The 26,976-nt window shown below is 47.8% G+C and carries 21 protein-coding genes; 11 read left to right on the top strand and 10 right to left on the bottom strand.

Annotation, left to right across the window (positions count from 1 at the left end; genetic code table 11):
- Position 1: 1 nt before the first annotated feature.
- The 5 genes from yidC to NC997_RS13290 all read right to left on the bottom strand — a co-directional run bounded on the left by yidC (position 2) and on the right by NC997_RS13290 (position 2,968).
- On the bottom strand, positions 2 to 1,150 hold the full coding sequence (gene yidC, locus NC997_RS13310) for a membrane protein insertase YidC (RefSeq protein ID WP_190412724.1): 1,149 nt from the start codon (positions 1,148 to 1,150) through the stop codon (positions 2 to 4).
- Positions 1,151 to 1,330: 180 nt separating this feature from the next.
- A complete protein-coding gene (locus NC997_RS13305) occupies positions 1,331 to 1,726 on the bottom strand; it encodes a PH domain-containing protein (RefSeq protein WP_190412725.1) in 396 nt (131 codons plus the stop codon).
- The gene (gene rnpA / locus NC997_RS13300) at positions 1,698 to 2,096 is read right to left on the bottom strand and encodes a ribonuclease P protein component (protein WP_190439914.1); all 399 of its coding nucleotides are present in this window, start codon (positions 2,094 to 2,096) and stop codon (positions 1,698 to 1,700) included. The genes NC997_RS13305 and rnpA overlap by 29 nt, the downstream gene beginning before the upstream one ends.
- 77 nt (positions 2,097 to 2,173) lie before the next feature.
- Complete coding sequence (gene rpmH / locus NC997_RS13295; RefSeq protein WP_190412727.1) at positions 2,174 to 2,311, bottom strand: 50S ribosomal protein L34; 138 nt, start codon at positions 2,309 to 2,311, stop codon at positions 2,174 to 2,176.
- A 123-nt stretch (positions 2,312 to 2,434) separates the two neighbouring features.
- On the bottom strand, positions 2,435 to 2,968 hold the full coding sequence (locus tag NC997_RS13290; RefSeq protein WP_190439672.1) for a DUF2808 domain-containing protein: 534 nt from the start codon (positions 2,966 to 2,968) through the stop codon (positions 2,435 to 2,437).
- Between the two features lie 579 nt (positions 2,969 to 3,547).
- Between NC997_RS13290 and NC997_RS13285 the strand changes: the two genes are divergently transcribed.
- The 6 genes from NC997_RS13285 to NC997_RS13260 all read left to right on the top strand — a co-directional run bounded on the left by NC997_RS13285 (position 3,548) and on the right by NC997_RS13260 (position 14,005).
- Positions 3,548 to 4,693, top strand: coding sequence for a Re/Si-specific NAD(P)(+) transhydrogenase subunit alpha (locus NC997_RS13285; protein ID WP_190527914.1), 1,146 nt, complete (start codon positions 3,548 to 3,550; stop codon positions 4,691 to 4,693).
- A 133-nt stretch (positions 4,694 to 4,826) separates the two neighbouring features.
- A complete protein-coding gene (locus NC997_RS13280; protein WP_190412730.1) occupies positions 4,827 to 5,117 on the top strand; it encodes an NAD(P) transhydrogenase subunit alpha in 291 nt (96 codons plus the stop codon).
- A 115-nt stretch (positions 5,118 to 5,232) separates the two neighbouring features.
- The gene (locus NC997_RS13275; protein ID WP_190439677.1) at positions 5,233 to 6,636 is read left to right on the top strand and encodes an NAD(P)(+) transhydrogenase (Re/Si-specific) subunit beta; all 1,404 of its coding nucleotides are present in this window, start codon (positions 5,233 to 5,235) and stop codon (positions 6,634 to 6,636) included.
- A gap of 183 nt (positions 6,637 to 6,819) precedes the next feature.
- Positions 6,820 to 8,181: a serpin family protein gene (locus tag NC997_RS13270; RefSeq protein ID WP_190527912.1), complete on the top strand. Its 1,362-nt coding sequence runs from the start codon at positions 6,820 to 6,822 to the stop codon at positions 8,179 to 8,181.
- 92 nt (positions 8,182 to 8,273) lie between these two features.
- Positions 8,274 to 11,270, top strand: a complete 2,997-nt coding sequence (gene pruA / locus NC997_RS13265; protein ID WP_190527910.1) for an L-glutamate gamma-semialdehyde dehydrogenase — start codon at positions 8,274 to 8,276, stop codon at positions 11,268 to 11,270.
- Between the two features lie 158 nt (positions 11,271 to 11,428).
- Positions 11,429 to 14,005: a glycosyltransferase family 39 protein gene (locus NC997_RS13260; RefSeq protein WP_190527908.1), complete on the top strand. Its 2,577-nt coding sequence runs from the start codon at positions 11,429 to 11,431 to the stop codon at positions 14,003 to 14,005.
- A 40-nt stretch (positions 14,006 to 14,045) separates the two neighbouring features.
- Here the strand turns inward: NC997_RS13260 and NC997_RS13255 are convergent, their stop codons facing one another.
- Complete coding sequence (locus NC997_RS13255) at positions 14,046 to 17,150, bottom strand: response regulator (protein WP_190527906.1); 3,105 nt, start codon at positions 17,148 to 17,150, stop codon at positions 14,046 to 14,048.
- Between the two features lie 910 nt (positions 17,151 to 18,060).
- Between NC997_RS13255 and NC997_RS13250 the strand changes: the two genes are divergently transcribed.
- The 3 genes from NC997_RS13250 to NC997_RS13240 all read left to right on the top strand — a co-directional run bounded on the left by NC997_RS13250 (position 18,061) and on the right by NC997_RS13240 (position 20,519).
- Positions 18,061 to 18,486 (top strand): BON domain-containing protein, encoded by a 426-nt coding sequence (locus NC997_RS13250; RefSeq protein ID WP_190439720.1) that lies wholly within the window; start codon positions 18,061 to 18,063, stop codon positions 18,484 to 18,486.
- 35 nt (positions 18,487 to 18,521) lie between these two features.
- On the top strand, positions 18,522 to 19,358 hold the full coding sequence (locus NC997_RS13245) for an RsmE family RNA methyltransferase (RefSeq protein WP_190527904.1): 837 nt from the start codon (positions 18,522 to 18,524) through the stop codon (positions 19,356 to 19,358).
- 78 nt (positions 19,359 to 19,436) lie between these two features.
- On the top strand, positions 19,437 to 20,519 hold the full coding sequence (locus NC997_RS13240; protein WP_190527902.1) for a tetratricopeptide repeat protein: 1,083 nt from the start codon (positions 19,437 to 19,439) through the stop codon (positions 20,517 to 20,519).
- A gap of 56 nt (positions 20,520 to 20,575) precedes the next feature.
- Here the strand turns inward: NC997_RS13240 and NC997_RS13235 are convergent, their stop codons facing one another.
- On the bottom strand, positions 20,576 to 21,166 hold the full coding sequence (locus tag NC997_RS13235) for a hypothetical protein (protein ID WP_190412739.1): 591 nt from the start codon (positions 21,164 to 21,166) through the stop codon (positions 20,576 to 20,578).
- Positions 21,167 to 21,593: 427 nt separating this feature from the next.
- Here NC997_RS13235 and NC997_RS13230 point away from each other — a divergent pair, with 427 nt between their 5' ends.
- Positions 21,594 to 22,283: a triacylglycerol lipase gene (locus NC997_RS13230; protein ID WP_190527900.1), complete on the top strand. Its 690-nt coding sequence runs from the start codon at positions 21,594 to 21,596 to the stop codon at positions 22,281 to 22,283.
- On the opposite strand, the gene NC997_RS13225 is transcribed toward NC997_RS13230, so the two are convergent.
- Positions 22,213 to 22,644: a VOC family protein gene (locus NC997_RS13225; protein ID WP_190527898.1), complete on the bottom strand. Its 432-nt coding sequence runs from the start codon at positions 22,642 to 22,644 to the stop codon at positions 22,213 to 22,215. The genes NC997_RS13230 and NC997_RS13225 overlap by 71 nt on opposite strands.
- A 162-nt stretch (positions 22,645 to 22,806) precedes the next feature.
- Between NC997_RS13225 and NC997_RS13220 the strand changes: the two genes are divergently transcribed.
- Positions 22,807 to 23,598: a TIGR00297 family protein gene (locus NC997_RS13220; RefSeq protein WP_190527980.1), complete on the top strand. Its 792-nt coding sequence runs from the start codon at positions 22,807 to 22,809 to the stop codon at positions 23,596 to 23,598.
- 28 nt (positions 23,599 to 23,626) lie between these two features.
- On the opposite strand, the gene NC997_RS13215 is transcribed toward NC997_RS13220, so the two are convergent.
- A complete protein-coding gene (locus tag NC997_RS13215) occupies positions 23,627 to 26,215 on the bottom strand; it encodes a peptidase domain-containing ABC transporter (RefSeq protein ID WP_190527896.1) in 2,589 nt (862 codons plus the stop codon).
- Complete coding sequence (locus tag NC997_RS13210) at positions 26,164 to 26,919, bottom strand: peptidylprolyl isomerase (protein ID WP_190527894.1); 756 nt, start codon at positions 26,917 to 26,919, stop codon at positions 26,164 to 26,166. Before NC997_RS13210 ends, NC997_RS13215 begins: the two co-directional genes overlap by 52 nt.
- Between the last annotated feature and the right edge of the window lie 57 nt (positions 26,920 to 26,976).

The raw sequence follows: 26,976 nt of genomic DNA, 5'->3' as shown, positions 1-26,976 counted from the left end.
GCTAACTCGAAGCCTTTTTCTTAGAACGACCTGGTTCAAAGGGAAGTGCTTCTCTTTCCTTTGCTTTCGTTTCTTTTTCTTGAACTTCTACCATTTTCTGAAGGTTTTCTGGTAGGGGTTCGCGCGACAAAATAAACGTCTGAGCAGTTTGGAAAATGTTAGCAATGACCATGTACATCAACACCCCTGCTGGCAGCGGGAAGAACAAAAACATCCCAGAAAAGAGGATTGGGGTAATTTTGTTGACCGTAGCCTGCTGGGCGTTTGCATCGCTGGAATCGTTCTGTCCGGAGAGAACCTGGTTGAGATACAAACTGATGCCAAAGAATAGCACCATGCCGATAATATCCCAGTGAATGGTTCCGTCTTCATCAAAAGCGCCCACACGACCTAACGCATCAATAAAGAGAAATCCTTTATCTGCCGCTAGTCCTGGAACTGTTCCCTGAACGGTGACTTCCCCAGGCTGAAGAGCTTCCACGCTGCCATCTTCATTCACCTGTACCCGTTCTTCGCCTTTAGTGACCTTCCAGCGGGGAATCAGCTTAGTTTCAGGATAGTCGGCGAGGAGTTCCCGAAGGGGTTTGCCCTCCACGGTTTGAAATTCAATTTTAGCCTTTTCCCCAACCGTCAGGCGGTTCCCTCCCGGCAGCAGCGCCGCAATCGGGGCATGAACGCCATCTGAAAAGTAAATGTTTTGTGGCGCTGTCACGAAAGCTTGCGGCTGAATCCGTTCAATTTGTTCTTGAGGAAAGATTTGCAAATTGACCGTGTAGTTCACATCCGAGAATGGCGATCCCCGCAAGGTGGCAAACAATGCAAAGAGAATCGGCATTTGCAGCAACACGGGGAAGCACCCGGCTAAGGGATTGCCAAATTCTTTGAACAGCTTGCTCATTTCCTCCTGCTGTTTTGCAGGATCGTCCTTGTAAAGCTTCTGAATTTCTTCTTGTCGCTTTTTCATCAGCGGTTGGGAAACTTTCATCCGCCGCATATTGCGAATGGAGCCAGCACTCAGGGGATAGAGAGCAAAGCGAATTACAAGTGTCAGCGCCACGATGGCGAGACCATAGCTAGGCACAATCCCGTAGAAGAAATCCAGGATTGGCAGCATGACATTATTGGAGAGAAACCCGATACCAAAGTCCATTCGTTCTGAGTTAGAGGGGGCGCTAGTAGCTTGTGGAGAATCTTAATCTAAGTTATCTAATGTTTGTGATTTTTGGGTTATAAAACACACAAAAGCCAGGGTAGAGTCGCTGGGGAATTTTAGATAAGCCATTGACAATTCAATTCGAGCATCTAAAATTTCTTGACTTTTGAGGCAATTCTATCGACTCGCGGAACCATCCGCTGGTTTGCCGGTTCTGGCTGCCATTTTCTCGTTGATGTAGTCATAAATTTCCCGGAATCGAGGTAAGGCTCTGAGTTCCAGGCGACTGCCATCTCGAAGAGTGACTACCATATCGCCCCAGAGACCAATTCCACGGGGAACCTTCACGACATTAACAATTTCTGAGTAGATAATGTCGGTGCGATCGCGTCCCATCCAACCACCCGTTACCGAGATACGACGAGTTGTAATCCGGTAGCGCAACCAAAGCGCTCTCACAATTGCCCCTACCGTCAGAGGTATACAGATGACTGTAAATCCCAGCAGGATATTAATAATCAAATCACCTATGTGGGGACCGCCTTCATAGAAGGTTTCCTCTTTGATGCCCATTGAGTACCTCTGCTTCTGCCAACAACTGCTCTAATTCTCGCAAAATTTGACCATAATCGCACTCCACTGCTATGGGTCGCACAACGATGACCAACCGCCAGCCAGGTGCAATGCGAGGTAATATCTGACGAATCGCTGCCCGAATCCGTCGCTTGATCCGGTTCCGGATGACTGCTCGCTTGCTGACTTTTTGGCTGATGGAGATGCCGATGCGGGTTGGCATCACTTCAGCAGTTTTCATGCCCTTCGCGCCGCTTGATTGCCTCAACGCTCTTAAAGCAAAGTGAGGGGCGTTGCGACGCAGACCACTCTGGTACACAGCGGTAAAATCTTGCCGGTGCCTGAGTCGATTTGCTCTGGATAATGCCACTAGAAACTCCGCCCTCCTGGGTGGCTTAAAAGAAGGATGAAGGCGAAATAAATTCATCCTTCATCCTTCTTGTGTTTCTAAACAGAAAGGCGATAACGTCCCTTTTTTCGGCGAGCTTTGATGACAGCCTGACCATTTTTGGTACGCATCCGTGCTCGAAAACCAGATGTTCTTTTTTGCTTACGATTAGTGCCGCCCAGAGTGCGCTGAGTCATCGGTTTTTACTCCAGATTTAGAATCGCCGCTATAGAAAAATCCACGATTCTCCAGCATAGCATCACATTGCGCTCCTTTTACAGGTGCCCCTTAGCGGCACAGAAGCGGACGTGGATTGTGCCTTAATTAATACTCAGAATCCAGGTACCGAGATAACGGGGCAACGGTACATCGCCGGGAGTAAGAATCGCACCTGTGAAATAATAAGTTCCACCAAAAGGCGGGTTTTTCACGTTAGACAAGATTAAATCTACGCTGTTACCAGCAGCCACTGGCTCCTGCATATAAATCAGAAGCTTGTAATTTTCTTTGTCCCAGACAACCTCTTTGAGGGGCAATTTTTTTCCTTTGACGCGGACTTCAACGTTTTTGGTGTCAAATTTGCCCTTGTAGTAATCCGGATAAGTGATGACAAACTGAGCTGCCCCTAATTCCATCTTTTTGCCAGGAATCTTGAGCCGGTAGCGATCCCAAGCATCCGATTGACCGCCAAAATCTAACCGATAGCTCAGCTGATTTCCTCGTTCAACACCGCTAAAAATGGTTAAACCGGGTAGACTCTGTGCTTGGGTGAGGCTGGCAAAGCCCGTTAGCACGCAACCCGTCGCCGCTAGGGCAGAAATTAGGCGTCGCTTAGAGGATTTTGTTGACAACATAGGCTCTTGTATCTCAACTGTAGAGAGTGGGCTTCGTTACTAAACTTTACTATTTTTGGCTCAAGCGGGGATGTAGCCGCCTCGAATGAATCCTCCCCCGTGACGCGGGAAGCCGGAAGAAAGTGCCCCAGATGCAAGCTTAGTGAGCTTTTGAGTCGAGCGATCGCTCAGGTTAGGGCAATGGAACCAGACCGGCTCATAAAGACAGTTGATTTTAAACTAGTTGCCGCTCGGCGCGATCGCGCTGCTCGGCATTTTTTTATGTACTAATGTATATCATTATGTATTTTTTTGGTTATTTATTGAATAAATTTGAAAAAATCAGCCGGAAACAAACCCTTCAATTAATCTGAATTGACGCCAGAGATTATAGGCACCAGAGGGTTTAAGAGAAAGCTTTTTATCATCGGTTAAAGCTTTGAAAACGGGTTCTAGGTGATATCGTCTTAGGACGTGCGTGAGTGTGGAACTCTAAATTCATAAAACAAAGTTAAAGATACGGATCAGAATTTAGAACTCCGCCTAGGATGCAAAAGGATAGGATGCAGAAGGGTTTCGTAGAATTGATTGGGAGAGTTCATGAGAATTGCGGTTGCAAAGGAAGTTGAAGTTGGCGAACGTCGTGTGGCACTGGTGCCTGACACTGTAGGCAGGTTAGTAAAACAGGGTCTAGAAGTGTGGGTAGAGGCGGGTGCTGGTGAGCAAGCATTTTTCTTTGATGACGCCTATAAAGCAGCTGGTGCAACGATTGTCTCGGATACAGGTGCTTTGTGGCGTGAGGCGGATGTTCTATTAAAAGTTAATCCGCCGAAAGAGCATGAAATTCATCAGCTCAAGGAAGGAGGTGTGTTGATTGGGTTTCTAAACCCTTTGGGAAATCCGAACCTAATCCAGCGTTTAGCCGAGCGCCGAGTCACCGCCTTCAGTATGGAATTGATCCCCCGCACCAGTCGGGCGCAGAGCATGGATGCTTTGTCTTCTCAAGCGGGAGTGGCTGGATACAAGGCGGTACTGATTGCGGCGGCAGCTGTGCCGAAGTTCTTCCCGATGTTGACGACAGCAGCCGGGACAATTGCACCGGCGAAAGTATTTATCATGGGTGCAGGAGTAGCGGGACTGCAAGCGATCGCTACTGCTAGACGCCTAGGTGCCATCGTAGAAGCCTTTGATATTCGTCCTGCCGTGAAAGAAGAGGTGCAAAGCCTAGGGGCGAAATTTATCGAAGTGCAGCTGAATGAAGAAACTGTGGCAGCGGGCGGCTACGCGAAAGAAGTTTCTGAAGCCTCTAAGCAACGCACCCAGGAAGTCCTCACCGAGCATGTCAAGCAAGCCGATGTCGTCATTACCACAGCTCAGGTTCCGGGCAGGAAAGCGCCCATCCTGGTGACTGAGGAAATGGTAGCCCAGATGAAACCGGGTGCGGTCATTGTCGATTTGGCAGCTGAGCAAGGCGGCAACTGCGCCTGCACGGAACCTGGCAAGGATGTACAGCGCAACGGAGTCACGATTATTGGCCCGATGAATTTACCTGCGTCTATGCCGGTTCACGCCAGTCAAATGTATGCCAAGAATGTTTTGACTTTGGTGCAATACCTGATTAAAGAGAGTGCATTGCATCTGAATTTTGAGGATGACATCATTAGTAGTACCTGCGTCTCTAATAACGGTGAGATTCTCAATCAACGAGTCCGGGATGGTTTAACTCAGGTAAAGATTAACGCCTAGAAAAATGGTGGATGAAACCCATTTTCTCTCTAGAAAACGGGTTTCTTAGCTATCAAATTAGGTATCCAATTTGAAGATTGTCGGTGGGCAGTGTCCACCTTGACCGCTGAATCAAGAAGGAGTATTGAGCTGAATGACAGAAACCTTAATTGGCGCTTTGTTTGTATTTGTATTAGCGTCTTTTATCGGATTTGAAGTAATTAACAAAGTGCCGCCGACACTCCATACTCCCCTCATGTCTGGGGCAAATGCAATTTCTGGAATTGCCGTGATCGGGGCGCTGATTGTCTGTGGACCGCGCGAGTCAAATCTCAGCGTCATTTTGGGCTTAATTGCCGTAGTGCTAGCAACCATCAACGTAGTAGGTGGTTTCTTAGTGACGGATCGGATGTTGCAAATGTTTAAGAAAAAGGTAAGCGGGTAATGGATAAGCTTTGAATTTTGAAAAGAAGACATTTCTCACTCAAAATTCAAACCCGAACACTCAAAACTTTTCTGATTACCAATCACCAATTACCCATTACCGACGAACAAGTGATATGACGGAATTTCTGCCAACTGGGATACAGCTGACTTACTTAGTAGCAGCGTGTTTGTTTATTCTGGGATTGAAGAAGCTGGGTTCACCGGCGACAGCTCGCACAGGCAATCAGTGGGCAGCTGTCGGGATGCTACTGGCTATCGTGGCAACACTGCTAGATAGGCAGGTGTTGAACTACGAAATGATTCTGTTAGGTTTGCTGATTGGTTCAGTGTTGGGAGCGATCGCAGCCTATAAAGTAGAAATGACCGATATGCCCCAAATGGTGGGTCTACTCAACGGTTTGGGAGGCTTAGCTTCTGCCCTCGTCGCTGTAGGAGAATTTTGGCGGCTCTTGGGCACGCAGCAAGCAATCCCCTTCGACGCCAACCTCTCGATTATCAGTAGCGTATTTATCGGCGGCGTCACCTTCACTGGCAGTATGATGGCCTTTGCCAAATTGCAGGGACTCATTAGTGGTTCTCCCATTACTTTTCCCTTGCAACAACCCATCAACGCCCTCCTATTAGTAAGTTTTGTAGCAGCGAGTGCCTTCCTGCTAATTACCCCAGACAACTTACCTGTATTTCTAGCAATGGTAGGGATTTCCTTACTGCTGGGCGTGCTATTCGTGATTCCGATTGGCGGCGGCGATATGCCCGTCGTAATTTCGCTGCTGAACTCGCTTTCTGGGGTCGCTGCGGCGGCGGCGGGCTTCGTGGTCATGAACAATATGCTGATCATCTCCGGAGCCTTGGTAGGCGCTTCAGGCTTAATCCTGACCGAAATCATGTGTAAGGCGATGAACCGTTCCCTTGCCAGCGTGCTGTTTGGTGCCTTTGGGAAAGCTGGGGCATCTGGTGGCGCTGGTGGTGCAGATGGGGGCGATAAAAATGTCCACAGCATTGATACCGAAGAAGGCGCGATGATGTTGGGCTATGCGCGTTCCGTCGTGATTGTTCCCGGCTATGGCATGGCAGTGGCTCAAGCACAACACGCTGTCCGCGAATTGGCTGACGGCTTAGAAAAACTAGGCGTTGAAGTGAAATACGCCATTCACCCAGTCGCGGGACGGATGCCAGGACACATGAACGTATTGCTAGCGGAGGCGAATGTGCCTTATCCGCAGCTATACGACATGGATGATATCAATCCGCAGTTAGAGCAGACGGATGTGGCGCTGGTGATTGGGGCGAATGATGTTGTGAATCCAGCGGCTCGTCACGATTCTGCTAGCCCGATTTACGGGATGCCGATTCTGGAAGTAGATAAGGCAAAACACACGATTGTGATTAAACGCGGGATGAGTGCGGGTTTTGCCGGTGTGGATAACGAGCTTTTCTACAAAGACAAAACGATGATGCTATTTGGCAGTGCGCGGGATGTCGTGGCGAAGCTGGTTGCTGAAGTGAAGCAGCTATAAACAAATTTTGAGTTTTATATCATCACTCAAAATTGCAATCGCGATATGATACCAGTCTGCTTCAGGAGTTTAATACTCCTGAAGCTATCTTTTCTTTGGAATAAAAGATAGGTTAGGCTGGGCTTACCAGAGGCATCTGCTACATTCAGAAACCACGGCTATGTGATTTTGCATGAAAGCAGCATGAGACAATTCATCGCGGGTTTTACCGCCGCTTTAGTAGGTTTGGCGATCGCTTCGGTTGGTTCCGCGATGGCTCGTGAACCTGGTATCTATTTTAGGAATTCCCGTGCGTTGTCAGACAAGGCAGATGGGAATGGGACTCCAAAGCCGATTTTAACCAGCCAAACCGCGTCCACCACTCCAAAACAACCAACAGAGGAACTTTCCGCACTTTTAGATACGGTGGTGGAGGGCAACAGCTCGTTTGCCCTCGATCTCTATAACCGTCTGCGGAAACAAGAAGGAAACCTATTCTTCTCCCCTTACAGCATTTCAACGGCACTCGCCATGACCTACGCTGGAGCTGGCGGACAAACGGCGACCGAGATGGCGAAAGTTCTCCACTTCACCTTAGAGCAAGAACGCCTACATCCGACTTTTGCCGCGCTCATGGCTGAGCTAAACGCCAGCGAACAGCAGGGATATCAAATTGCAGTTGCGAATCGGCTTTGGGGTCAAAAGGGCTATGGCTTTAGCGAGCGCTTTTTGAAAACCACCCAGAACGACTACGGCGGGGGACTCCAAGAAGTGGACTTTGCCGGTGCGACTGAACAGACTCGCCGCACGATCAACAACTGGGTCGCAAAAAAAACTGAAGACAAAATTCAAGACCTGATTGCGCCAGGGACGATCTCTTCTAAGACCAAGCTGGTGCTGACAAATGCCATTTACTTTAAAGGTGCCTGGTTCAGCCCGTTCGATCGGCAAAAAACCAAAGATGAGCCGTTTTATGTCACTCCAACGCAGCAGGTTAGCGTGCCGATGATGTGCAAGACGGAGCAATACGGCTGGGCAGATATTGGCAGCTTGAAAGTGTTAGAGCTACCCTACGGTCAAGGCGAGGAGATATCCAAGGAATTATCGATGGTCATTCTCTTACCCAAGCAAGCGGATGGGTTGGCGAAGATGGAGCAGCAGCTGACGCCAAAAAACTTGGAACGGTGGCTATCGTCCCTCAAATACGAGCAGATGGTTGAAGTTTGGGTGCCTAAGTTCAACCTCACTTCAGAGTTTGACCTAAGCAAGGTACTGGCAAATATGGGGATGCCCGAAGCTTTCAGCGTTCAAGCTGACTTCTCGGCGATGACCGGCAAGAAAGGGTTGTTCATCTCCAAGGTGATTCACAAAGCCTTCGTGGAGGTAAATGAGGAGGGCACTGAGGCAGCTGCGTCTACAGGGGTTGGGATGACTAGGGGGGCAAACAAAGAGTTTCGAGCCGATCGCCCATTTGTGTTCCTGATTCGGGACAAGCAGTCGGGTAGCATTTTGTTCCTGGGTCGTGTGTTGAATCCGCTACAGTCAACAGCGGCTGTTGGGAAGTAAAGTTGATGCCGATCGCTTGGGAAATCGAGAAAATAGAAGATAGAGGGTTCCCAGCATTGATGCCTTTATCCTGAATTAGGAGTCTGCCAGCCGTGGTTGTACAAATATCTGATAGCACCTACGAAGTCAAGACCCAAGAAATTGCCAAACAACTGTTGGCAGCAACGAGAGAAAATCGCTCGTTTTTTGCCCAAATGCGCGACCAAATGCGCTGGGATGATAAATTACTTGCTTGGGCAATGGCTAACCCTGGTTTGCGAGTGCAGCTGTTTCGCTTCATTGACTGTCTGCCTGCGCTGCACAGTAAACCGGAAGTTGCTCGCCACTTGCAAGAATACTTGGCGGATGAGTCGGTTGAACTCCCGACGAGCCTGAAAGGGATGCTCAACTTTGCGTCTCCAGACTCAATGCCTGGTCAAGTAGCAGCGACAACGGTGAATACAGCAGTTGAAACTTTAGCGCATAAATATATCGCTGGGGAAAGTATTAAACAGGTTATTAAGACGGTTGAGCGATTGCGGAAGGAGAAAATGGCTTTCACCATCGACCTGTTGGGGGAAGCGGTGATTACGGAAACTGAGGCGCAGTCGTATTTAGATAGATATTTGGAATTGATGCAGCAGCTGACGGAGGCGGCGAAGACGTGGACGCGGGTTCCGGCAATTGACCAAGCAGATGGAGAAGGAATCCCCCAAGTTCAAGTATCTGTCAAGCTGACAGCGTTTTATTCGCAGTTCGATCCGTTGGATGCGAAGGGAAGCGAGGAGCGAGTGAGCGATCGCATCCGGCTTCTATTACGTCGCGCCCAAGCGTTGGGGGCTGCCGTTCACTTTGATATGGAACAGTATGCCTACAAAGATTTGACGCTCTCCATCCTCAAACAGTTGTTGATGGAAGAGGAGTTCCGGAGTCGCACGGATCTAGGGATAACGCTGCAAGCTTATCTGCGCGACAGCGAACAAGATTTGCGCGGCTTGATTGACTGGGCGAAGCAGCGTGGCTATCCCCTGACAGTGCGCTTGGTAAAAGGGGCGTACTGGGATCAAGAAACTATCAAGGCGATGCAGAAAGATTGGCCGGTGCCAGTTTACAGCGATAAAACTGCAACCGATGCCAATTTTGAGAAGATGACCCAGCTGTTGCTGGAAAATCATGAGTATTTGTACGCGGCAATTGGCAGTCATAACGTGCGATCGCAAGCACGGGCGATGGCGATCGCGGAAAGTTTGAAAATTCCCCGCCGTCGCTTTGAGATGCAAGTTTTGTACGGCATGGGAGATAAGCTGGCAAAAGCTCTCGTCGATAAAGGTTATCGGGTGCGGGTGTATTGTCCTTATGGGGATTTGCTACCGGGGATGGCTTATTTGATTCGCCGGTTGCTGGAGAATACTGCCAATAGTTCGTTCTTGCGACAAAATCTGGAAGAGCGTCCGATTGAGGAATTGTTAGCGCCTCCCGTCGTAGAAAGTTCGGAGTCTTTAGTCAAAGCTCAAAACTCAAAACTCAAAACTCAAAACTTGCCTTTTCACAATGCAGCGGATACGGATTATGCAGAAGCTGAGGAAAGGAAGCGATCGCAACAAGCCTTGCAAACGATGCGCGAACAGTTGGGTAAAACCTATTTACCTCTGATTAACGGTGAATATGTAAACACACCCGATCTCGTCGATTCAGTGAATCCTTCCAACCCCAGCGAGGTGGTTGGCAAAATCGGATTGATTAGCGTAGAACAAGCAGAACAGGCGATCCAAGCCGCAAAAGCAGCATTTGCTAATTGGCGGCAGACTTCAGTGCCAGAAAGGGCTGGAGTGCTGCGGAAAGCCGCAGATTTGATGGAAAAACGCCGCGCTGAATTATCCGCGTGCATGGTATTAGAAGTTGGGAAGCCAGTGCGGGAATGCGACGGTGAAGTTTCCGAGGCGATAGACTTCTGCCGTTACTACGCCGACGAAATGGAACGGCTGGATGCTGGGCACCATTATGACATCGCCGGGGAAACCAATCGCTATAACTATCAACCTCGAGGAATTTCCCTGATTATTTCCCCTTGGAATTTCCCCTTGGCGATTCCTACCGGGATGACAGTGGCGTCACTGGTTACTGGAAATTGTACGCTTCTCAAACCGGCTGAAGTTTCATCGGTGATTACAGCCAAACTCAGTGAAATTTTGGTAGAAGCAGGCATTCCTCGTGGGGTGTTCCAATACGTACCCGGAAAAGGTTCAACGGTGGGTGCTTATATGGTGAAGCATCCCGATGTCCACATGATTACTTTTACAGGTTCTCAGGAAGTCGGCTGTCGGATTTACGCCGATGCGGCGATTTTACAACCAGGGCAAAAACACCTGAAGCGGGTGATTGCCGAAATGGGTGGCAAGAATGCGATTATCGTCGATGAAAGTGCGGATCTCGACCAAGCTGTGCAAGGTGTGGTGCAGTCCGCCTTTGGTTACAGCGGACAGAAGTGTTCGGCGTGTTCTCGGGTAATTGTTCTAGAACCCATCTATGATGCCTTTGTAGAGCGTTTGGTGGAAGCAACGCGATCGCTCAATGTTGGCCCTGCGGAGGCACCCAGCACCCAAGTTGGCCCTGTGATTGATGCAAACGCACGCGATCGCATTATGGAATATATCGAGAAAGGGCGTCAGGAAGCCAAAGTCGCGCTGGAAATGTCCGCACCCAACAATGGCTATTTTATCGGCCCGACGATTTTCTCAGAAGTCTCGCCAGAGGCGACGATTGCCCAAGAAGAAATTTTTGGTCCGGTTCTAGCAGTCATGCGGGTGAAGAATTTTGAGGAAGCGATCGCAGTTGGTAATAATACTAACTTCGCCCTGACTGGTGGTCTATATTCCCGTACACCTTCCCACATTCAACAAGCTGAAAGCGAATTTGAAGTCGGCAACCTCTACATCAATCGCGGAATCACTGGCGCAATTGTAGCAAGACAACCCTTCGGCGGTTTCAAACTTTCTGGCGTCGGTTCTAAAGCAGGTGGCCCAGATTACTTGCTACAATTCCTCGAACCCCGCGTAGTGACAGAAAATATCCAGCGCCAAGGATTTGCTCCGATTGAAGGAGTAGATTAGAAAGGCAAAAGTAAGAAGACAAAAGTAAACAGAAAGAATTGTTTCTTTTACTTTTGTCTTTTTATTGGGGTAAGGTAATTGGGAGAAAATAATAGAGCGGTTCTCAATTTGATGCAATACAAAATGAGAAAGAAGTTAAAAGAACCTATCTGGATTCTGTGACCGATAAAGATAAAAGCACTAAGTTTAAAAATAGAAGTCTGCTAATTCTAGGAATCATTTGGCTGGTGGGGGCAGTTAGCGATCGCATTTGGTTTACGCTTGACCACTCCGTACCAGCTTGGGATCAGGCAGATTACTTGACGGGATCGTTGAACTACTGGAGGGCTTTGCAACAACCCCAGTGGTTTTCAGGCGAGTGGTGGACGAGTTTTTGGCTGTTGACCTCCAAAGTGCCGCCTTTTACCTACATTGCGACTGCTATCCTCCAGCATCTCTTTGGGACGGGGGCGGATCAAGCCACGCTGGTTCTGTTGCTATTCAGTGCGATGCTTTTGGGTTCGGTTTATGGTTTGGGCGTCCAGCTATTTAGCATTGAAGTCGGTTTATGGGCGGCTGGGCTGTGCCAATTGTTACCGGGGATTTATCAATATCGCCTGGATTTTCTGCTGGATTATCCGCTGACAGCGGTTGTGACATTGAGTTTCTTTTGCTTGACGGTTTGGCGGAATTGTCGAACCGCAGAGGAACAGAGGACGCAAAGAACAAGAGAATGGGTTTGGGCGGCGGCGTTTGGACTTTCTTTGGGGCTGGCGCTGATGGTAAAGCAGACAGCGCTGTTCTTTCTGTTGACGCCGATTTTGTGGGTGGGGTTTGGGACGATTCGGCACCGGGCATGGGGACGCCTCGCGCAACTGGTTTCTGGGTTGCTGCTTTCGGTTTTGGTCTTTGGTCCTTGGTATCGCACCAATTGGCTGCTGATGCTGACAGCGGGAAAACGCGCAACCGTGGATTCAGCGATCGCGGAGGGAGATCCCGCCCTCAATACTCTAGACGCCTGGACTTACTACTGGAAAATTCTTCCTTACCATGTGTCTTGGCCTTTGTTACTTATTCCAATTGTGGGATTGCTGATTTATTCAATTAAAAAAATAAAAACTCAACAAGAGAATTCTTCAACTTTTAATTTTTCATTTCTAAATTTTGATTCAATTGCTTGGCTTGCGGTATTTTGGCTGGGAGCTTATTTACTGGGTTCGCTGAATATTAATAAAGATTCTCGCTATGTCTTGCCTTACTTGCCGGTGGTAGCGCTATTTTTGGCTTATGGTTTGACGCGCCAGACAGGACGCTGGAAACATCATATCCGTTGGGGAACGATTGGTTTGGCGGTGCTGCTAATGTTTCTGAACCTGTTTCCCGTGGGAGGGATGTTTGCCAATTTCACGCAAGTCCTCAGTCCCTATGCCCAGCATCCCGTTTATCTGGGAGAAAAATGGCCTCACCAACAAGCGATCGCCCAAATTATTCAAACCGAACCTTATCTGCGTTCCACACTAGGAGTATTACCCTCAACCGCAAAAATTAACCAGCACAATTTCAATTATTACGGTGCGTTAGAAAATTTTCAGGTGTATGGGCGTCAGGTAGGAACCCGAAAGAAGTTTGTCCCTCAAGATGCGCGATCGCTTTCCTGGTTCCTCACCAAAAGTGGCAACCAAGGATCGATTCCAGACGCGCAAGCAATCATCGTCCAAACTGTTGAACAAGGTTCGGATTTCCAGTTGCACAAAACTTGGGATTTACCCGATGACAGCGTTCTGAAACTGTATCATCGCAAAACACCACCCATCCAAGTACAACCCCTCACAGAACCTCGCACCCAAGTCAGCTTAGAACAGGTGAGTGTACCGAACCAAGCCCCACCAGGGATTCCCGTACCGATTACCTACGAATGGTCTGGTTCCTGGGAACAGTTGCAATCTGGGTTAGTGCTGCTGACTTGGCGCATGAGCGATCGCATTGTTGAAAATTCCAAAGTTGAGAATCCCAAAGTTGAAAATCCCAAATCTGAATGGCTGCACGATCACGGGATTGGCATGGGAGAATTGTATCCAAAAGTTCTTCCCCCTGAGCGTTCTGCGAATGGCTTTCGAGTCACCGAACAGATGGCGATGCTGCCGCCAGCAAATATATCGGCTGGAATTTACCGCCTAGAAGCGACTTACCTGAACCGGCAAACGGGTGAAACTTACCCGATACAGGTTCCCCCCGTGACACTGAAGATTGAACCCCTTGCCGCCCCCACACCCGCGCCTGAGCTGGATTTGCTGACTCAACTGCGGACTCTAGCCGCTACCTTACCCCAAGGGACAGAAGCTCTAGAGTCGATATTTGAAGAAACTGGGCGCATCAACCAGTACGACCCGATTCAAGACTATCTGAATCAAACCTTAACGGCATTGGAATATCGACTGCAACGGGAACCGCAAAACCGGGATTGGGCATACACCCTGGCTTTGTCAAAGGCGCTGAAGCGACAAGTCAAAGGTGCGATCGCTGCCTTAGAACGAGTCGTTGAGATCGACTCCCAAAATCCTTACGCTTATGCCTATCTCGCCTTTGTCCATCTGTACGATTGGCATCCCGCCGCCGCCCAGAAAGCTTTGAAACCGGCTCTTGCCATCAACCCGAACTTATCCGAACTTCAAGCCCTGAATGGCGTAGCAACGCTTCTGCAAGGCAATCTTGTCAAAGCTTGGCAAATTCTGAAAGAATTAAAAATTCCGAATTAGAAACAAAATTCTTTCTTTTGCCTTTTACTTTTTGCCTTCTTCAGAGATGTTTCATCAAAATTAACTCCAACTGAGGAATGCCTATCGGCTTGCTGAGATAATCATTAGCACCAGCCTCTAGAAAACGGTCTCGATCTTCTGCCATTGTATTTACCGTCACCATTACCACTGGCAGTCTTTCCAGTTCCGGCTGCTGTTTTAAGTCTTTTAGTAAATCTAACCCGCTGTATCCACCGGGTAAATTTACATCCAACAAAATCAGATCGGGCTGGAAGTTTCGCACTCGCTGGAGGAAATCCGTCCCATCAAGCAAATGTTCAACGGTATGACCTACGACTTGGAGATAGTCTTGCAACAGCAACCCACTATTTTCATCGTCTTCCACAATTAGAATTCGTCCTTTGCCAGGGATAGAAAAAGGGTTGGCGGCGGCTTTTAACTCGCCTTTTAACTCGCCATTGTTAAGTCCAGAAGACAATGAAGAAGAATCGCCCCCCTCGCTTGGAAACTGATAGATGGAGACTGATTCATTGCTCATATCGGGCAGATATAGAGTAAACTCACTGCCTTTTCCTAGGGTTGAGGAAACCGTCACATCTCCACCATGAAGTCGGGCTAAACTGCGAGTCAGTGACAACCCCAAACCAGTGCCAGCAAACTGCCGGTTCAGTCCGCTGTCCAATTGGCGAAATGGCTCAAATAACAATGACAGCTTCTCAGGGGCAATACCAATGCCCGTATCCGCTACGGTAAACGCAATGCATCCTGGCTGCTTTTGCACAATTAGGGAAACTTGACCCGATGGTGTGAACTTAATTGCATTCGATAGCAGATTCAATAACATCTGCTTTAGACGTCGTTCATCGGCGACACAAACATCAATTTCTGGGTCAATTTCACTGGTGAGTTGTAGCCCTCGTTCGTAGGCTTGTTCCCTCATAATCGTAACGATGTATTCGCACAAATTCGGCACGATAATTGGCATCGGGCAGAGTTTCTCTTTGCCTGCTTCGACTTTAGAAAGGTCAAGAATATCGTTAATCAGCGATAGGAGATGTTCGCCACTGTTATTAATGCAGGTGACATACTCTTTCTGTTTCTCATTGAGCGCACCAAAAATTTCTTGCCGCAGGATGTGAGAGAGTCCCAAGATGGCGTTAAGGGGCGTTCGGAGTTCGTGGCTCATGGTGGCAAGGAATTCACTTTTTGCTCGACTTCCCGCTTCTGCCGCTTCCTTTGCTTCCCGCAGTTCGATTTCTTTGTTCATGCGATCGCTAATGTCATACACGACCGCTTGCAGCACTTTTCGGTTGTCCAGCTCGATTGCCGTTAGCGTCACCTCTGCCGGAAAATCTTTACCATCCAACGTCCGATGAATCCAATCAAAGCGACAGTTGCCTTCTGTTAGGGCAGTGGTAATGCGATCGCAAGCTAGAGTCAGGGAACTTTGACCATCGGGCTGAGTTGGTGGTGAGAATGTGCTGGGATGTTTGCCGCAAAACTCCTCCAAGCCATTACAGCCAAATAGGTGTAGGGTTGCACTGTTGCAATTGAAAATTTCTTGTTCATCCAACAGCATCACCGCCGCGCTGGTCGATTCATAGAGCGTCCGGAATTTGGTTTCCGATTCCCGCAGTGCCTTTTCTGCTTGTTTGCGCTCGGTAATATCTCGCGTCGTATTGACCGCCAGCAGGACTTTCCCCCTGTCATCGCGGATTGCCGCCCCATTGATACTTACCCACTTGCGCTCTCCATTGAGACCGTGTACCACCAGCTCCTGATCGGTAAAAACTTCCCCTTGAAGTGCCCTTGTAAGGGGTAGCTCCGACCGACGAGGGCGGGAACCATCGGGGTTACGGACTTTTAATTTAGTTAAGAAATTCTTGACGTGAGGCATAGAGCCTGGAGCGGAGGTAGGTGTAACGCCATTCCCGACCAAACCATATATCTGCAATGCCGCCCGATTTAACAGCACGATTTGACCATCGGGTTGAGTAACAGTAATTCCCTCTTGAATAGAATCAAGAATGGCTTCCAGCAGTGTTTTTTCTTGAGCGAGTTGCTGAGTGCGCTCCTGAACCAGGCTTTCTAGCTGTTCAAGCTCGTGGGCATTGTAGAGAGCGATCGCTGTCTGTCCAGCTAACTGTTGCAGCAGTTGGATTTCCCATGTTAAAAACGGCGGACGCGGCTTGATCGAGCCGACGACTAGATAGCCGTAGAATTGCTCTCTTACGAAGATAGGAGCCAAGAGCATCGTACTTGGTCTCGTTTCCGCGCAAAGCGCTTGATAGGCTGGGGTCAACCAAAAGTCAGTAGTGTTTGCGATCGCTACCGGACGGTTTTCGAGCAACTCACTTCGCACCATTTCCCAGCCTTCTACGGACAGGGTTGTCCCTTGTAGGGGCGATTGAGAAATCGGCTTTACGGCATCTGATAAATGGGGCCAATACTCCGCTTCAATGTAAACTCGGTTTGATTCCGACAAGTCTCGGACTACCATGCAGAAATCGCAGCTCATCGGGACTGCTGTCTGTCGGACAATTTCATCAACGACTGATTTTGGATCGAGATTAGAATTTAAGGCAGTCGTGATGCGGTTTACTAAGGCTTCTCGCTCCAGTTGTTGCTGCAAGGCTCGCTGGGTTTGTTGGAGTCGTATCTGCATCCGCTGACGCTCAATGGCATATCGCACGGTGCGGAGCAGCAGATGGCTATCGGCATGACCTTTGACGAGATAGTCTTGCGCTCCTTCTTGTACAGCAGAAAGCGCGATCGCTTCATCGGCTAGCCCCGACATCACCACAATCGGCACTTCTGGTACAGCATTGCAGACTCGTCTGACGGTTTCTAAACCCTGAGCATCTGGCAGCGATAAATCTAACAAAATCACCCCGATCGATAGTGGGAGGCGATCGCCTTTCAGCTCAAAAGGTTGCTGGTTCGCTGGTTGGTTAAACCTTTCAATCTTCAACTTCTGAACGTTCAACCCTTCTGAACTGACGAGGCAATCCAGGGCTTCTGTGAGCGTTTGAACGTGGATCAGCGTTATTTGGGGAGCATTGACTTCCCGCAGCAGTTCCCGCACGAGACGGGCATCGCCAGGGTTATCCTCCACAAGCAATACGGCGATCGGTTCAGTCTGCATGGGTTGCACTCCAATTCTTTTACTGGAGGGTCTTCTTCCAGCATTTCCCCTCTCTTTCGGCAGCGTTACCATCTTTATGAGCTAAAACTTCCAGGGTTACTTTGAAAATTCTTAGGAACCAATCCACCTCTACTGGCTTGGTAATGTAATTGAGATGCTATGTATTGTAAATATTTTAATCTTTCATCAATGTTATCGGGATTACTTGCGGAGTCCCTCCAGTGTGCTGGTTTGGCTTGTTTTTTGCCCACACTCGATCAATATTTTTTTAGAATTCGTATCTACAAGCATGATGTCTGACCCTACCTACAGGGTGAATTTACTATACTTCGCCCCCTGAAATGCCACGTCTGAGAAGTTGGTTATGACATTATCCCTCTGTACAGGCTTTCCGATTCGGGCGGCAATTTCTTAGGATTTGCAACAGTAGCTTCTTGACCGAATAAATAACTCCTCGTAGTTGCCGATACGACTTTTAAAAAATTTCTAAATTTTTAAAGATTGTAAAGCTAATAGCTGGTCATTTTTTTGCTTGAATAATTGCTAAAATTTATTTTTTTAAGACTTTCTAAATAAAAATAATTTTTGTATGTCTATTTTTTTTACTGGATGTTAAATTAGTGATATAGTAGCAATCTGATTTGAGCTGTAAGATGCCAGCAGTTCAGATACCTGACTTCTTAGAGAAGTCGGGTATCTCGCCTTTAGAAACCATTTAGGCTGGCTATATATATTATTAAATTAAAAGAATTTTAGTTGACAAATGCACCTAAGCTAGGATTATTGTTTAGCTAAGAAAACAGTAATTTGTCCTATATCTGAAGACTGATTTCTGATGAGGGATGTAATCAGAACTGGGATAGATGTGTAATAGAAAATATAAAACATCCTTAGAAGGCAAACAATAATTATGACTTGGTTAGAAAGGCAATTTGGACAACAGAAAACCAGCACAGAAGGAGACAGCAAACATGACGCTCAGGCTGTCGAAGAACAAATGAGTCCAGGACTTACGGGTGAGTATGATTGGGAGTTGCGTGAGAAGGCTGGGATGCATAAACCTCCAACATTGCCAGAATACATGGGCTTTGAGGGGGAATACGATGCTAACGGATTAGCTAAGCGCGTTGCTGCTGCATTTGATCAAGAGCCGAACCTCAAAAATATTGACACTCTTGAAATCGCTCAAGACGGTGGCACGATTATCCTCACGGGTTCTGTACCCGATCAATCAATTTTGAGCCATGTCGAAGCGGTTGCTGCCAAAGTAGATGGCACCAAAGCAGTAGACCTTCACCAAGTGGAAATTAAAACCCACGAAGGTTCCGTCCGATAAAATTAGAAAGGTCTGCTGTTAGTGGGAGATAAAGATTGGCTCAGCTGCAACGATTAGCGATCGCTCCCTCTCAATTTCAAAACCAGCAAATTATCCTGACTGCCGAACAACAGCATTACCTCAGTCGGGTGTTGCGGTTGCGGGAGGGCGATCGCTTTATCGCAATGGATGGACAAGGGCACTGGTGGCTGGCGAAGCTGGAGGCGAATCAGGGGCAGCTTCTAGAGCCGATTTCCGTCCAAACTGAGTTGCCCTGCTCGATAACGCTAATGCTTGCGTTGCCAAAAAACGGCTTTGATGAAGTGGTGCGCTACAGTACCGAACTAGGGGTGGTAGCGATCGCGCCCGTCGTGAGCGATCGCACCCTGCTCAATCCCAGCCCCCAAAAACTCGAACGTTGGCAGCGAATTGCCCAAGAAGCCGCTGAACAGTCAGAACGTCAAATCGTTCCCACAATTTTAGAACCCGTTTCCTTTTCGGCTGCTTTGTCTTCACTCAAGAGTCATTGTTCTTCGATAAAAAACAAGAATTATATCTGCGTTGCTCGTGGAGATTCTCCCCATTTACTCGATTGCTTGATTCATCTATTGCCGCAAGAGGCTTCTCCCCCAGCCCCTCTCCTACAAGGGGAGGGGGCTGGGGAGTCAGGTTTTTCAGGTACAGCAGATGAACTGAAGAATCCAGGGCAAGGAACGATTGTCATCGCCATCGGGCCAGAGGGAGGCTGGACACCAGCAGAAGTCGAACAAGCGATCGCTGCTGACTTCCAACCCGTTTCTCTAGGGCGTCGTGTCCTGCGAGCCGTCACCGCCCCAATGGTCGCCTTATCTCTGGTAGCTGCGGCATGGGAATCAGAAATTAGAGAGATTTAAGCTACAGCTCAATGCACAATTAGAAATGAAGGATGCTTCAATTTTTAATTTTTAATTGTTAATTTTTTAATTACTGTAATGCTTGAACAACTTGCAGAAGCTTTCGAGCGCAAAGACTATAAAACCGTTGCCTGGTTACTCAACCATCTGGTAAAACAGATGCCGCAAAATCCCTTAGTACAGTTCTATGTGGGACGCCTGTACGAAGAAACGGGCAAATTAGAGGCGGCAGAAAATGCCTATCGGCAGCTGCTACGGGAAACCACCAATCCCAAGATTATGACTCAAGCTCGTCAAGGATTGGGACGTATAGAAGCGATCGCCCAACAAAAAAGACGAGACGCGATCGCTCAAGCCACCGCCGCTCCAGAAGACACAGAAGCAGGCGTCTTAGTTCTAGAAGCCGTCAGCGCTGAAAAGAAACAGGTCGCCGCCCAACAGTTAGCTCGAATCGTGCAGATAGACCCTTACACCGCACGGCTACAACTTCCCAGTCGCGGCTGGCGGTTGTACCGAACTGGTCCGGTAGGAGAACTGCGATTCTACAGTCAACAGATGCAGCAAGCCGAAATTCCCAACTTCTGGGCAAACCTTGCAGATGTTCGGAAACTTAACGTTTTTCGCGTCAGCCATTTCCTTTCTGCTTCCCCGCCTAGCGTCGTTTGCGAGAACGAACACGGTCAGACAGGTTCCCTGACCTTCAACTGGTCAGAAGTCAGACAACAAGTGCAAGGACTCTTACCAATCTTTGGCGAAGTCATCGACCAAGATGCTCGTCGCCAACTGCAATGGAAAACTCAAACCCAAGACTATGCCCAATTGATCGACTTGCATCTTCCTTCCAGACACAGTATTCTTCGCCTTTGCGATAGCAACTACCAGTTTGGGCAGGGGATTTCCTTCAATCCACAGCCGACTCAACCCAATCAAGCGACCAACCGCAGTCATTGGAACAATTTACTTCATTTTCTAGAAGGACATTTGGCTCAGACGCCGATTTGGGCAGATTTTACAGATTTTGCTCAAACTGCGCTAGATCGCACAGAAATTCTAAAAAGTCTCAAGTCTCATATCGACTTATTTCGGCGTGAAGAAACCCTCTGGGACCCAGCTTTCCAACTGTACAGTGGGCTGGTTTTCCTCAGAGGGTCAAAGAATTAAAAAGCAAATCAAAAATTAGACAAAAAGCCTGCTAATTTTTAATTTTTAGTTTTTGATTATTTTTTCACCTGACGCGCCATGTCCATGAAGTTGCTCATGCTGGGACCGGGACGCCGACGAGTATTAGAGCTAGAAATTGGATTCAAGTATTTCGGAGCAAACGTGGTATCGGATTGGCTTTGACCCTTGCCGTTGATAGGTGCTGCTGGTTTCTCAGCAACCACTGCCTCAACACCTTCAGCCGTCTGAATTAGCTCTACTGGGGGCCGTTGAGCAATTTCTTTCGGTTCTGAGACTTCTTTAGAGTTTGATGAATTCTTGGATGCAGCCCCTACAAGTTCTGGGGTTGCTTGAGGCTTCGATGAATCTTTTTGTCCATTAGACGCAGATTTAGAAGCGGATGCAGATGCCTTCGCGGGTTCCGGCTTCTTCGATTCTGATGTTTGGGCTTTGACTGGTTCTGGCTTCTTCTGGCTCTCTTGTGCCGCTGGTTTTGCGTCTTTGGACTCTTCTAGCTCCATGTAGTATCCACCAGACTTCTTACGAGGAAGAGCAGCAGCCTCGTTTCCTTCAGATTTCTTAGAGCCAAAAATTCCACCAATGAAAGCGGTAATGCCGCCCAACAATTTTTTGATAAAACCAAACATTTAGTATTACTCCTGAGATTTAAATGACGATGTTGACTGATTCCCGAAACATTGGAGCAAGCTATTCTATTTTTGATGCAAGACTGGTATCGCCAAGGATAAGCTCAACTGCTCAGCTCAGAAAGCAGCCGCTTTACAATATGGACAAAGCGTTTCTATCGTTGCAATTTGCGATCCAGATCGGATTATGAAGTTTTACGGCGGACAAACGCAAGATTCCCAGATAGTTCTTTACAAAAATTTACAAATTTTGTTTTAGTAAGTACAGTTACCCAGCCAGTTAGCTCTGGAAAACGCTCTTTTGTTGCAAGAATTTACATTAATCTCAGATTTTAAGCCACAGCCACTCGACAGGCTGTCCTAAACCAACCCCAGCCGCGATCGCTCGTGTCTAAGCTGGGATTATATGAGATTAATTCCTGGCAAAATGAACAGTGCCCCTAAGCGCAATCCTGTATTGCTAATTCACGGCATCAACGATACGGCTGCTGTATTCCATAAAATGGCTCCTTACCTGGCACAGCAAGGCTGGTCTGTATATGACCTCAGCCTCACCCCCAATAATGGTGCGATGGGTCTGGACTCTCTAGCACAGCAGGTTGCTGATTACGTTGCCAAGACCTTTGCACCCGACCAACCATTTGATTTGGTCGGCTTCAGTATGGGAGGCATCGTTAGCCGCTACTACGTGCAGCGACTAGGGGGCATTAACCGGGTGCAGCGTTTTATTACCATATCAGCACCCAACCACGGAACGTGGGCGGGCTACTTTCACAATGGGATTGGCTGCGTTCAGATGCGCCCTGATAGCGCTTTTCTACAAGATTTGAATCGGGATGTGGCGATGCTGGAACAGGTGAATTTCACCTCGATCTGGACGCCTTTTGATTTAATCATTCTGCCACCGAATAGTTCGGAAATGCCCGTCGGTCAAAATCTACAGGTGCCAGTATTGCTGCACCCGTGGATGATTACAGATGCTAAGGGGGTTAAGGCTGTGGAGAAGGCACTTTTAGAACCACTGAAGCACGATCGCGTAGCGTCTCCTAATGGGAATCGCCAATCTCGGCATACTCCCGAACCCCGAAAATTGCCTCGGCATGAGAGTAATATTTGAACTCCATCAGGTTATAAAACGGATCTTCGAGGAAGAAGGTGCAATGTTCGGTGAGTTGACCGGGAAAGCGATGTTTCGGCTGCTGATAAAAGTGCAACCGTCGCTGTTGTGCCCGTTCTAGCAAGCTTTCCCAGTCAGCAATTGATGTAAAAACCAGCCCAAAGTGTCTGGGATAAATCCCTCGTTGCGGGGTAATCGGTTCTTTGCTAACGTGACCTACCAGCTGATGACCGTAGAGATTCAGAATCAAGGCATCGCGGGTTTCACGCCCAACCTGGCAGCCGAGTCCATCAGCGTAGTAGGCTTTCGCTTGGGCAACATCGGAGATGGGAAAAGCAAGATGAAAGATTGTTGGGTTCATCGGTAATATTCTGAGTGCTGTGCTTTTGCGGCGCTTTACTTGCAAGCGAAGATCAAGGGTGATATCGCTAATACATACATCCTTCACTTGGGGTTCCTTTTTGCGCCTCTCTCACGGACGAGAGTATTGTGAAAGAGTGTTATGAATTCAAGATTTTTACAGATGCTCTCTACCATTAATTCTTTCAATCCCTGGTTAGTTGCAGTGGGATTGAATACAGTTTTGTTAGCGATCGCCTATTTCGCCCCGAAAAAGTTACTCACCCCCGCCGGATTCCTCCACGCTTGGGCGCTGGGCGTCATTATTTGGGGTACCCTCGGCTGGCAGGGATATTTAGTCGTGATGTTCTATTTTCTCGTAGGTTCTGCCGTCACGCGCATCGGCATGGCTCAAAAAGAAGCCGAGGGAATCGCCGAGAAACGGTCTGGGGCACGCGGGCCGGAGAATGTCTGGGGTTCCGCCCTCACGGGCACTCTATGCGCCTTAGGAACGGTACTGGTGAGTTATTTAGGACAACCCCAATGGGTGCCTTTCTTACTGCTGGGCTACGTAGCCAGTTTTAGTACAAAACTTTCGGATACCACCGCCAGCGAAGTCGGGAAAGCTTATGGTAAACGGACGTTTTTGATTACTACCTTACAACCTGTAGCCAGGGGAACAGAAGGGGCGGTTTCTTTAGAGGGGACAATAGCTGGAGTGGTGGCATCGGTTGCGATCGCTTGTGTTGGCTGGGGCGTTGGTGCGATCGATCTCATCGGGGTGGTTTGGTGCATAGTAGCAGCGTTTATTGCGACCAATTTGGAAAGTGTCATTGGTGCTACGCTGCAATCTCGCTACGATTGGCTTACCAACGAAGTCGTGAATTTTCTCAATACATTCATTGGCGCGATCGCGGCAATTTTGTTTGCCTTAGCATGGCACTCGTTTAGTCTGACTACTACGGGAATTACTTGACTTGAAACTGCATGATTTTAAGTAGTCTTTAACTAGATGGCTGCTGACGTTGATAAAGCAACCAATACAACCCTTTTTTTTGCATTAATTCTAGATGAGTTCCTTGTTCGATTAGTACCCCTTTCTCTAGCACCAAAATCAAATCTGCCCGCTTGAGCGGCTCAAATCTGTGGGCAATCATAAAAACTGTACGGTTTTGGGAAATTGCTTGTAAATTTTGTAAAACTTGCTGCTCTGTTTCGCTATCTAAGGCGCTAGTCGCTTCGTCGAGAATTAAAATAGGAGCTTGAGATAAGAATAAACGAGCTAAGGCAATTCGCTGACGCTGACCGCCAGATAAAGCGGTGCCTCGTTCTCCGACAGGATTCTCGTAACCGTGGGTTAATTCGCTAATAAAGTCATCGGCAACAGCTAATCGTGCGGCTTCTACAACTTGTTCGGTAGTAATCTCTGAATTGCCTAAAGTAATATTTTCCAAGATGGAACCGTTAAAAAGAAAATCTTCTTGGAGAACTACACTAATTTGTTGTCGCAAGGATGCTAAATCAGCACTTTTAATATCAAACCCATCAATAAAAATGCGACCTGATTCAACTGGGTAAAGTCGTTGCAAAAGCTTAGAAAGAGTGCTTTTCCCAGAGCCGCTTCGCCCGACAATGCCGACAAACATTCCCGGTTGAACGGTGAAGGTAATTCCTCGCAGGATTGGTTCTTGATTGGATTGATAGCGGAAGAAAACCCGATCGAAGGTAACTTTACCTTTCAGAGGGGGAAGGACTAAACCCGATCCGGGTTCGGCTTCAGGGGCAACGTTGAGAATATCTCCAATGCGGTCTACAGAAAGCAAAACTTGTTGAAGATTTTGCCACAATTGCACTAAGCGTAAAAGTGGCCCGGTCATTCTTCCCGCCAGCATTTGAAAAGCGACTAGCTGACCAATTGTGAGCTGATGGTCGATGACTAGCGCGGCTCCAAACCAGAGAATGAGTAAGTTGGAAAAATTAGTGAGAAAGTCACCAATATTGTTACTGATGTTGGAGGTGGTAGAAGCTTTAAAGCCGGTGCGGATGAAGCGGGCAAATAAACCTTCCCAGCGATCGCGTGCGGTTCCTTCGGCTGCATGAGCCTTCACTGCATGGATTCCCGTCACCGTCTCTACAAGAAACGATTGACTATCCGCACTGTGGTTAAAGGTTTCATTCAGCCAGTTTCGGAGAATTGGCGTCGCCACCAATGTCAACATTGCAAATAGCGGAATCACTGCCAAGGCAACGAAGGTAAGCTTGACATTGTAATAAAACATCAGGGCCAGGTAGATAACAGCAAAGACGCTATCTAAGATGACAGTTAACGCCGTTCCAGTGAGAAATTGGCGAATATTTTCCAGTTCTTGTACTCGCGCTACCGTATCTCCAACGCGGCGAGACTCAAAATAAGCTAGTGGTAGCCGCATCAAGTGGCGAAACAATTGAGCAGATAAACTAAGGTCTAAGCGTCGTGCAGTGTGGGTAAAGATGAATAGCCGCAAAATGCCTAGGATTGCCTCAAAGATAGCAATGCTCAAAAGCGCGATCGCCATCACATCCAAAGTCGGCAGGCTTTCCTGCACCATCACCTTGTCAATAATTACCTGAGTAATGATTGGCGTTGCTAAACCCAACAGCTGCAAGGTGAAAGACGCAACCAGGACTTCCCCCAATAAACCCCGGTAACGCCAAACTGCCGGTAAAAACCAAGTAAGGTTAAATTTGTCTTGTCGCTGAATTAGTTCAACTTGCCACAGTTGCCCATCCCAAGCAGCTTCAAGTAAAGCAAGAGGAATATTTTCGCAAGTTTGGCTGGGGTTGAGGGGGTTAGCAATGATGACGCGATCGCCTTTTACCTCGTATACCACTACCCAATGTTCCTGGTTCCAATGCAACAAAGCCGGAAAAGATAGCTGCTGCAATTCGCGCCCAGATACTACCAAGCGTCGCAGATGTAGCCCTATTTTCTCACTGGCTTCTACAAGCTGTTTCGGGCGTTGTCCCCGGAACTGACGTTGTATCCACTCTAAAGAAGCTGGATTTTGTAAGTATTGCGCCACCATTGTTAAGCAAGCAGCCGCTGAGTTAAGGCTAGAAATAAACGGATAATTACTTACAGGTATCCTCGTTTCGGTTTCTATCGTTGCCTCTTCGCCGCTAGATTTCACGCCGCTAGATTGCTGCCAAAAGCTATCGATTTCTGGAGATGAAGCTTCGTTCCATAACGCCGTATCCCAACGCACTACCACAACTTCTTTGCTAGAGGCGATCGCTTTAAATCCCAGGAATTGCTGCAAGTCGCCGAACCAATCTCCCGCCTCTAAAGTTGCCAGCGGTTTCGCTACTCCTTCTTCCCGCAAACGCACCTTTCCAGACACAATTAAAAACTGGTTGCCCGGACAATCTTTAGACCAAATTTTTTCCCCTAACCTGTAGGAACAGATTTCGGCTTGCGTTTGGAATTTTGCTTGCTGTTCGGATGTCAGCAAGCTCAGAGGTGGAATATTCCAAGGCAAATTCCTAGCGATTTCAACACTACTCAACTGATTTGCAGTTTGACCGTTAAGGTTTGAATTTTCTGTGCTAGCCATTGCTCAAAAAGTTCATTTTGTAGTGCTTCCTTTAGCTGATTATCTTCTAAGGAGGCTGGAAGGAATTGCTCAACTCGAAACAAAGCCCAACGTTCTTCGAGTTTTAATGGCTCTAATATCCGCCCCGGACTCGCGGTATCGATCGCGGCTCGGATTTGGTCTGGTAGCGTTCCTCGGCTAACTGGCCCCATCATGCCATTTACAATTCGGTCATCTGTGAGAGAATACTCTTGAGCTAATTGTTCAAAGCTGGCTCCCTCTTCAATTTGGCTATATAATTCTTCAGCTAATTCTTGTTGGGCTACCACAAGACGAGAGAGTACAACCCGATCCAGAAATAGCTTGCGTTCGATGAAATATTCTTTCAGTTTCGGCTCTGCAATCTGAGCTTTGAGCTTGGTTAACTGAAAACCAGATTTTACCTGATTGTGGAAGGTTTCGTAGTCGATTCTGTTACGAACTAGCCATTCTTGAAAACTCTTGGGATCTGCTAGATTTCGTTGTAAGCGAAAATCAATCACTGCTTGCTCAATAGCCGCCAAGCTAATCTCTAGATTAAGTGCTTGTAGTTGTTGTTCTATAACATACTGTCGGAGAATCTCTCCGACAAAAGAAGTAAGTTTACCAGACAATTGCAGATATTTTAGAGCTTGTTCAAGGGAAATTGATTGGTCATTTACGAGCAGAAACGGTACAGATTCCATAATATAAAGAATTGAGGGAATGTTTGTATTTTCTAAAATTATGAGTAATTATATACA

Origin of the sequence: Trichocoleus sp. DQ-A2 (genome assembly GCF_039961915.1) — a bacterium.
Taxonomy (GTDB): Bacteria; Cyanobacteriota; Cyanobacteriia; order Cyanobacteriales; family FACHB-T130; genus FACHB-T130.
This window is presented reverse-complemented; position numbering and strand designations above follow the sequence as displayed.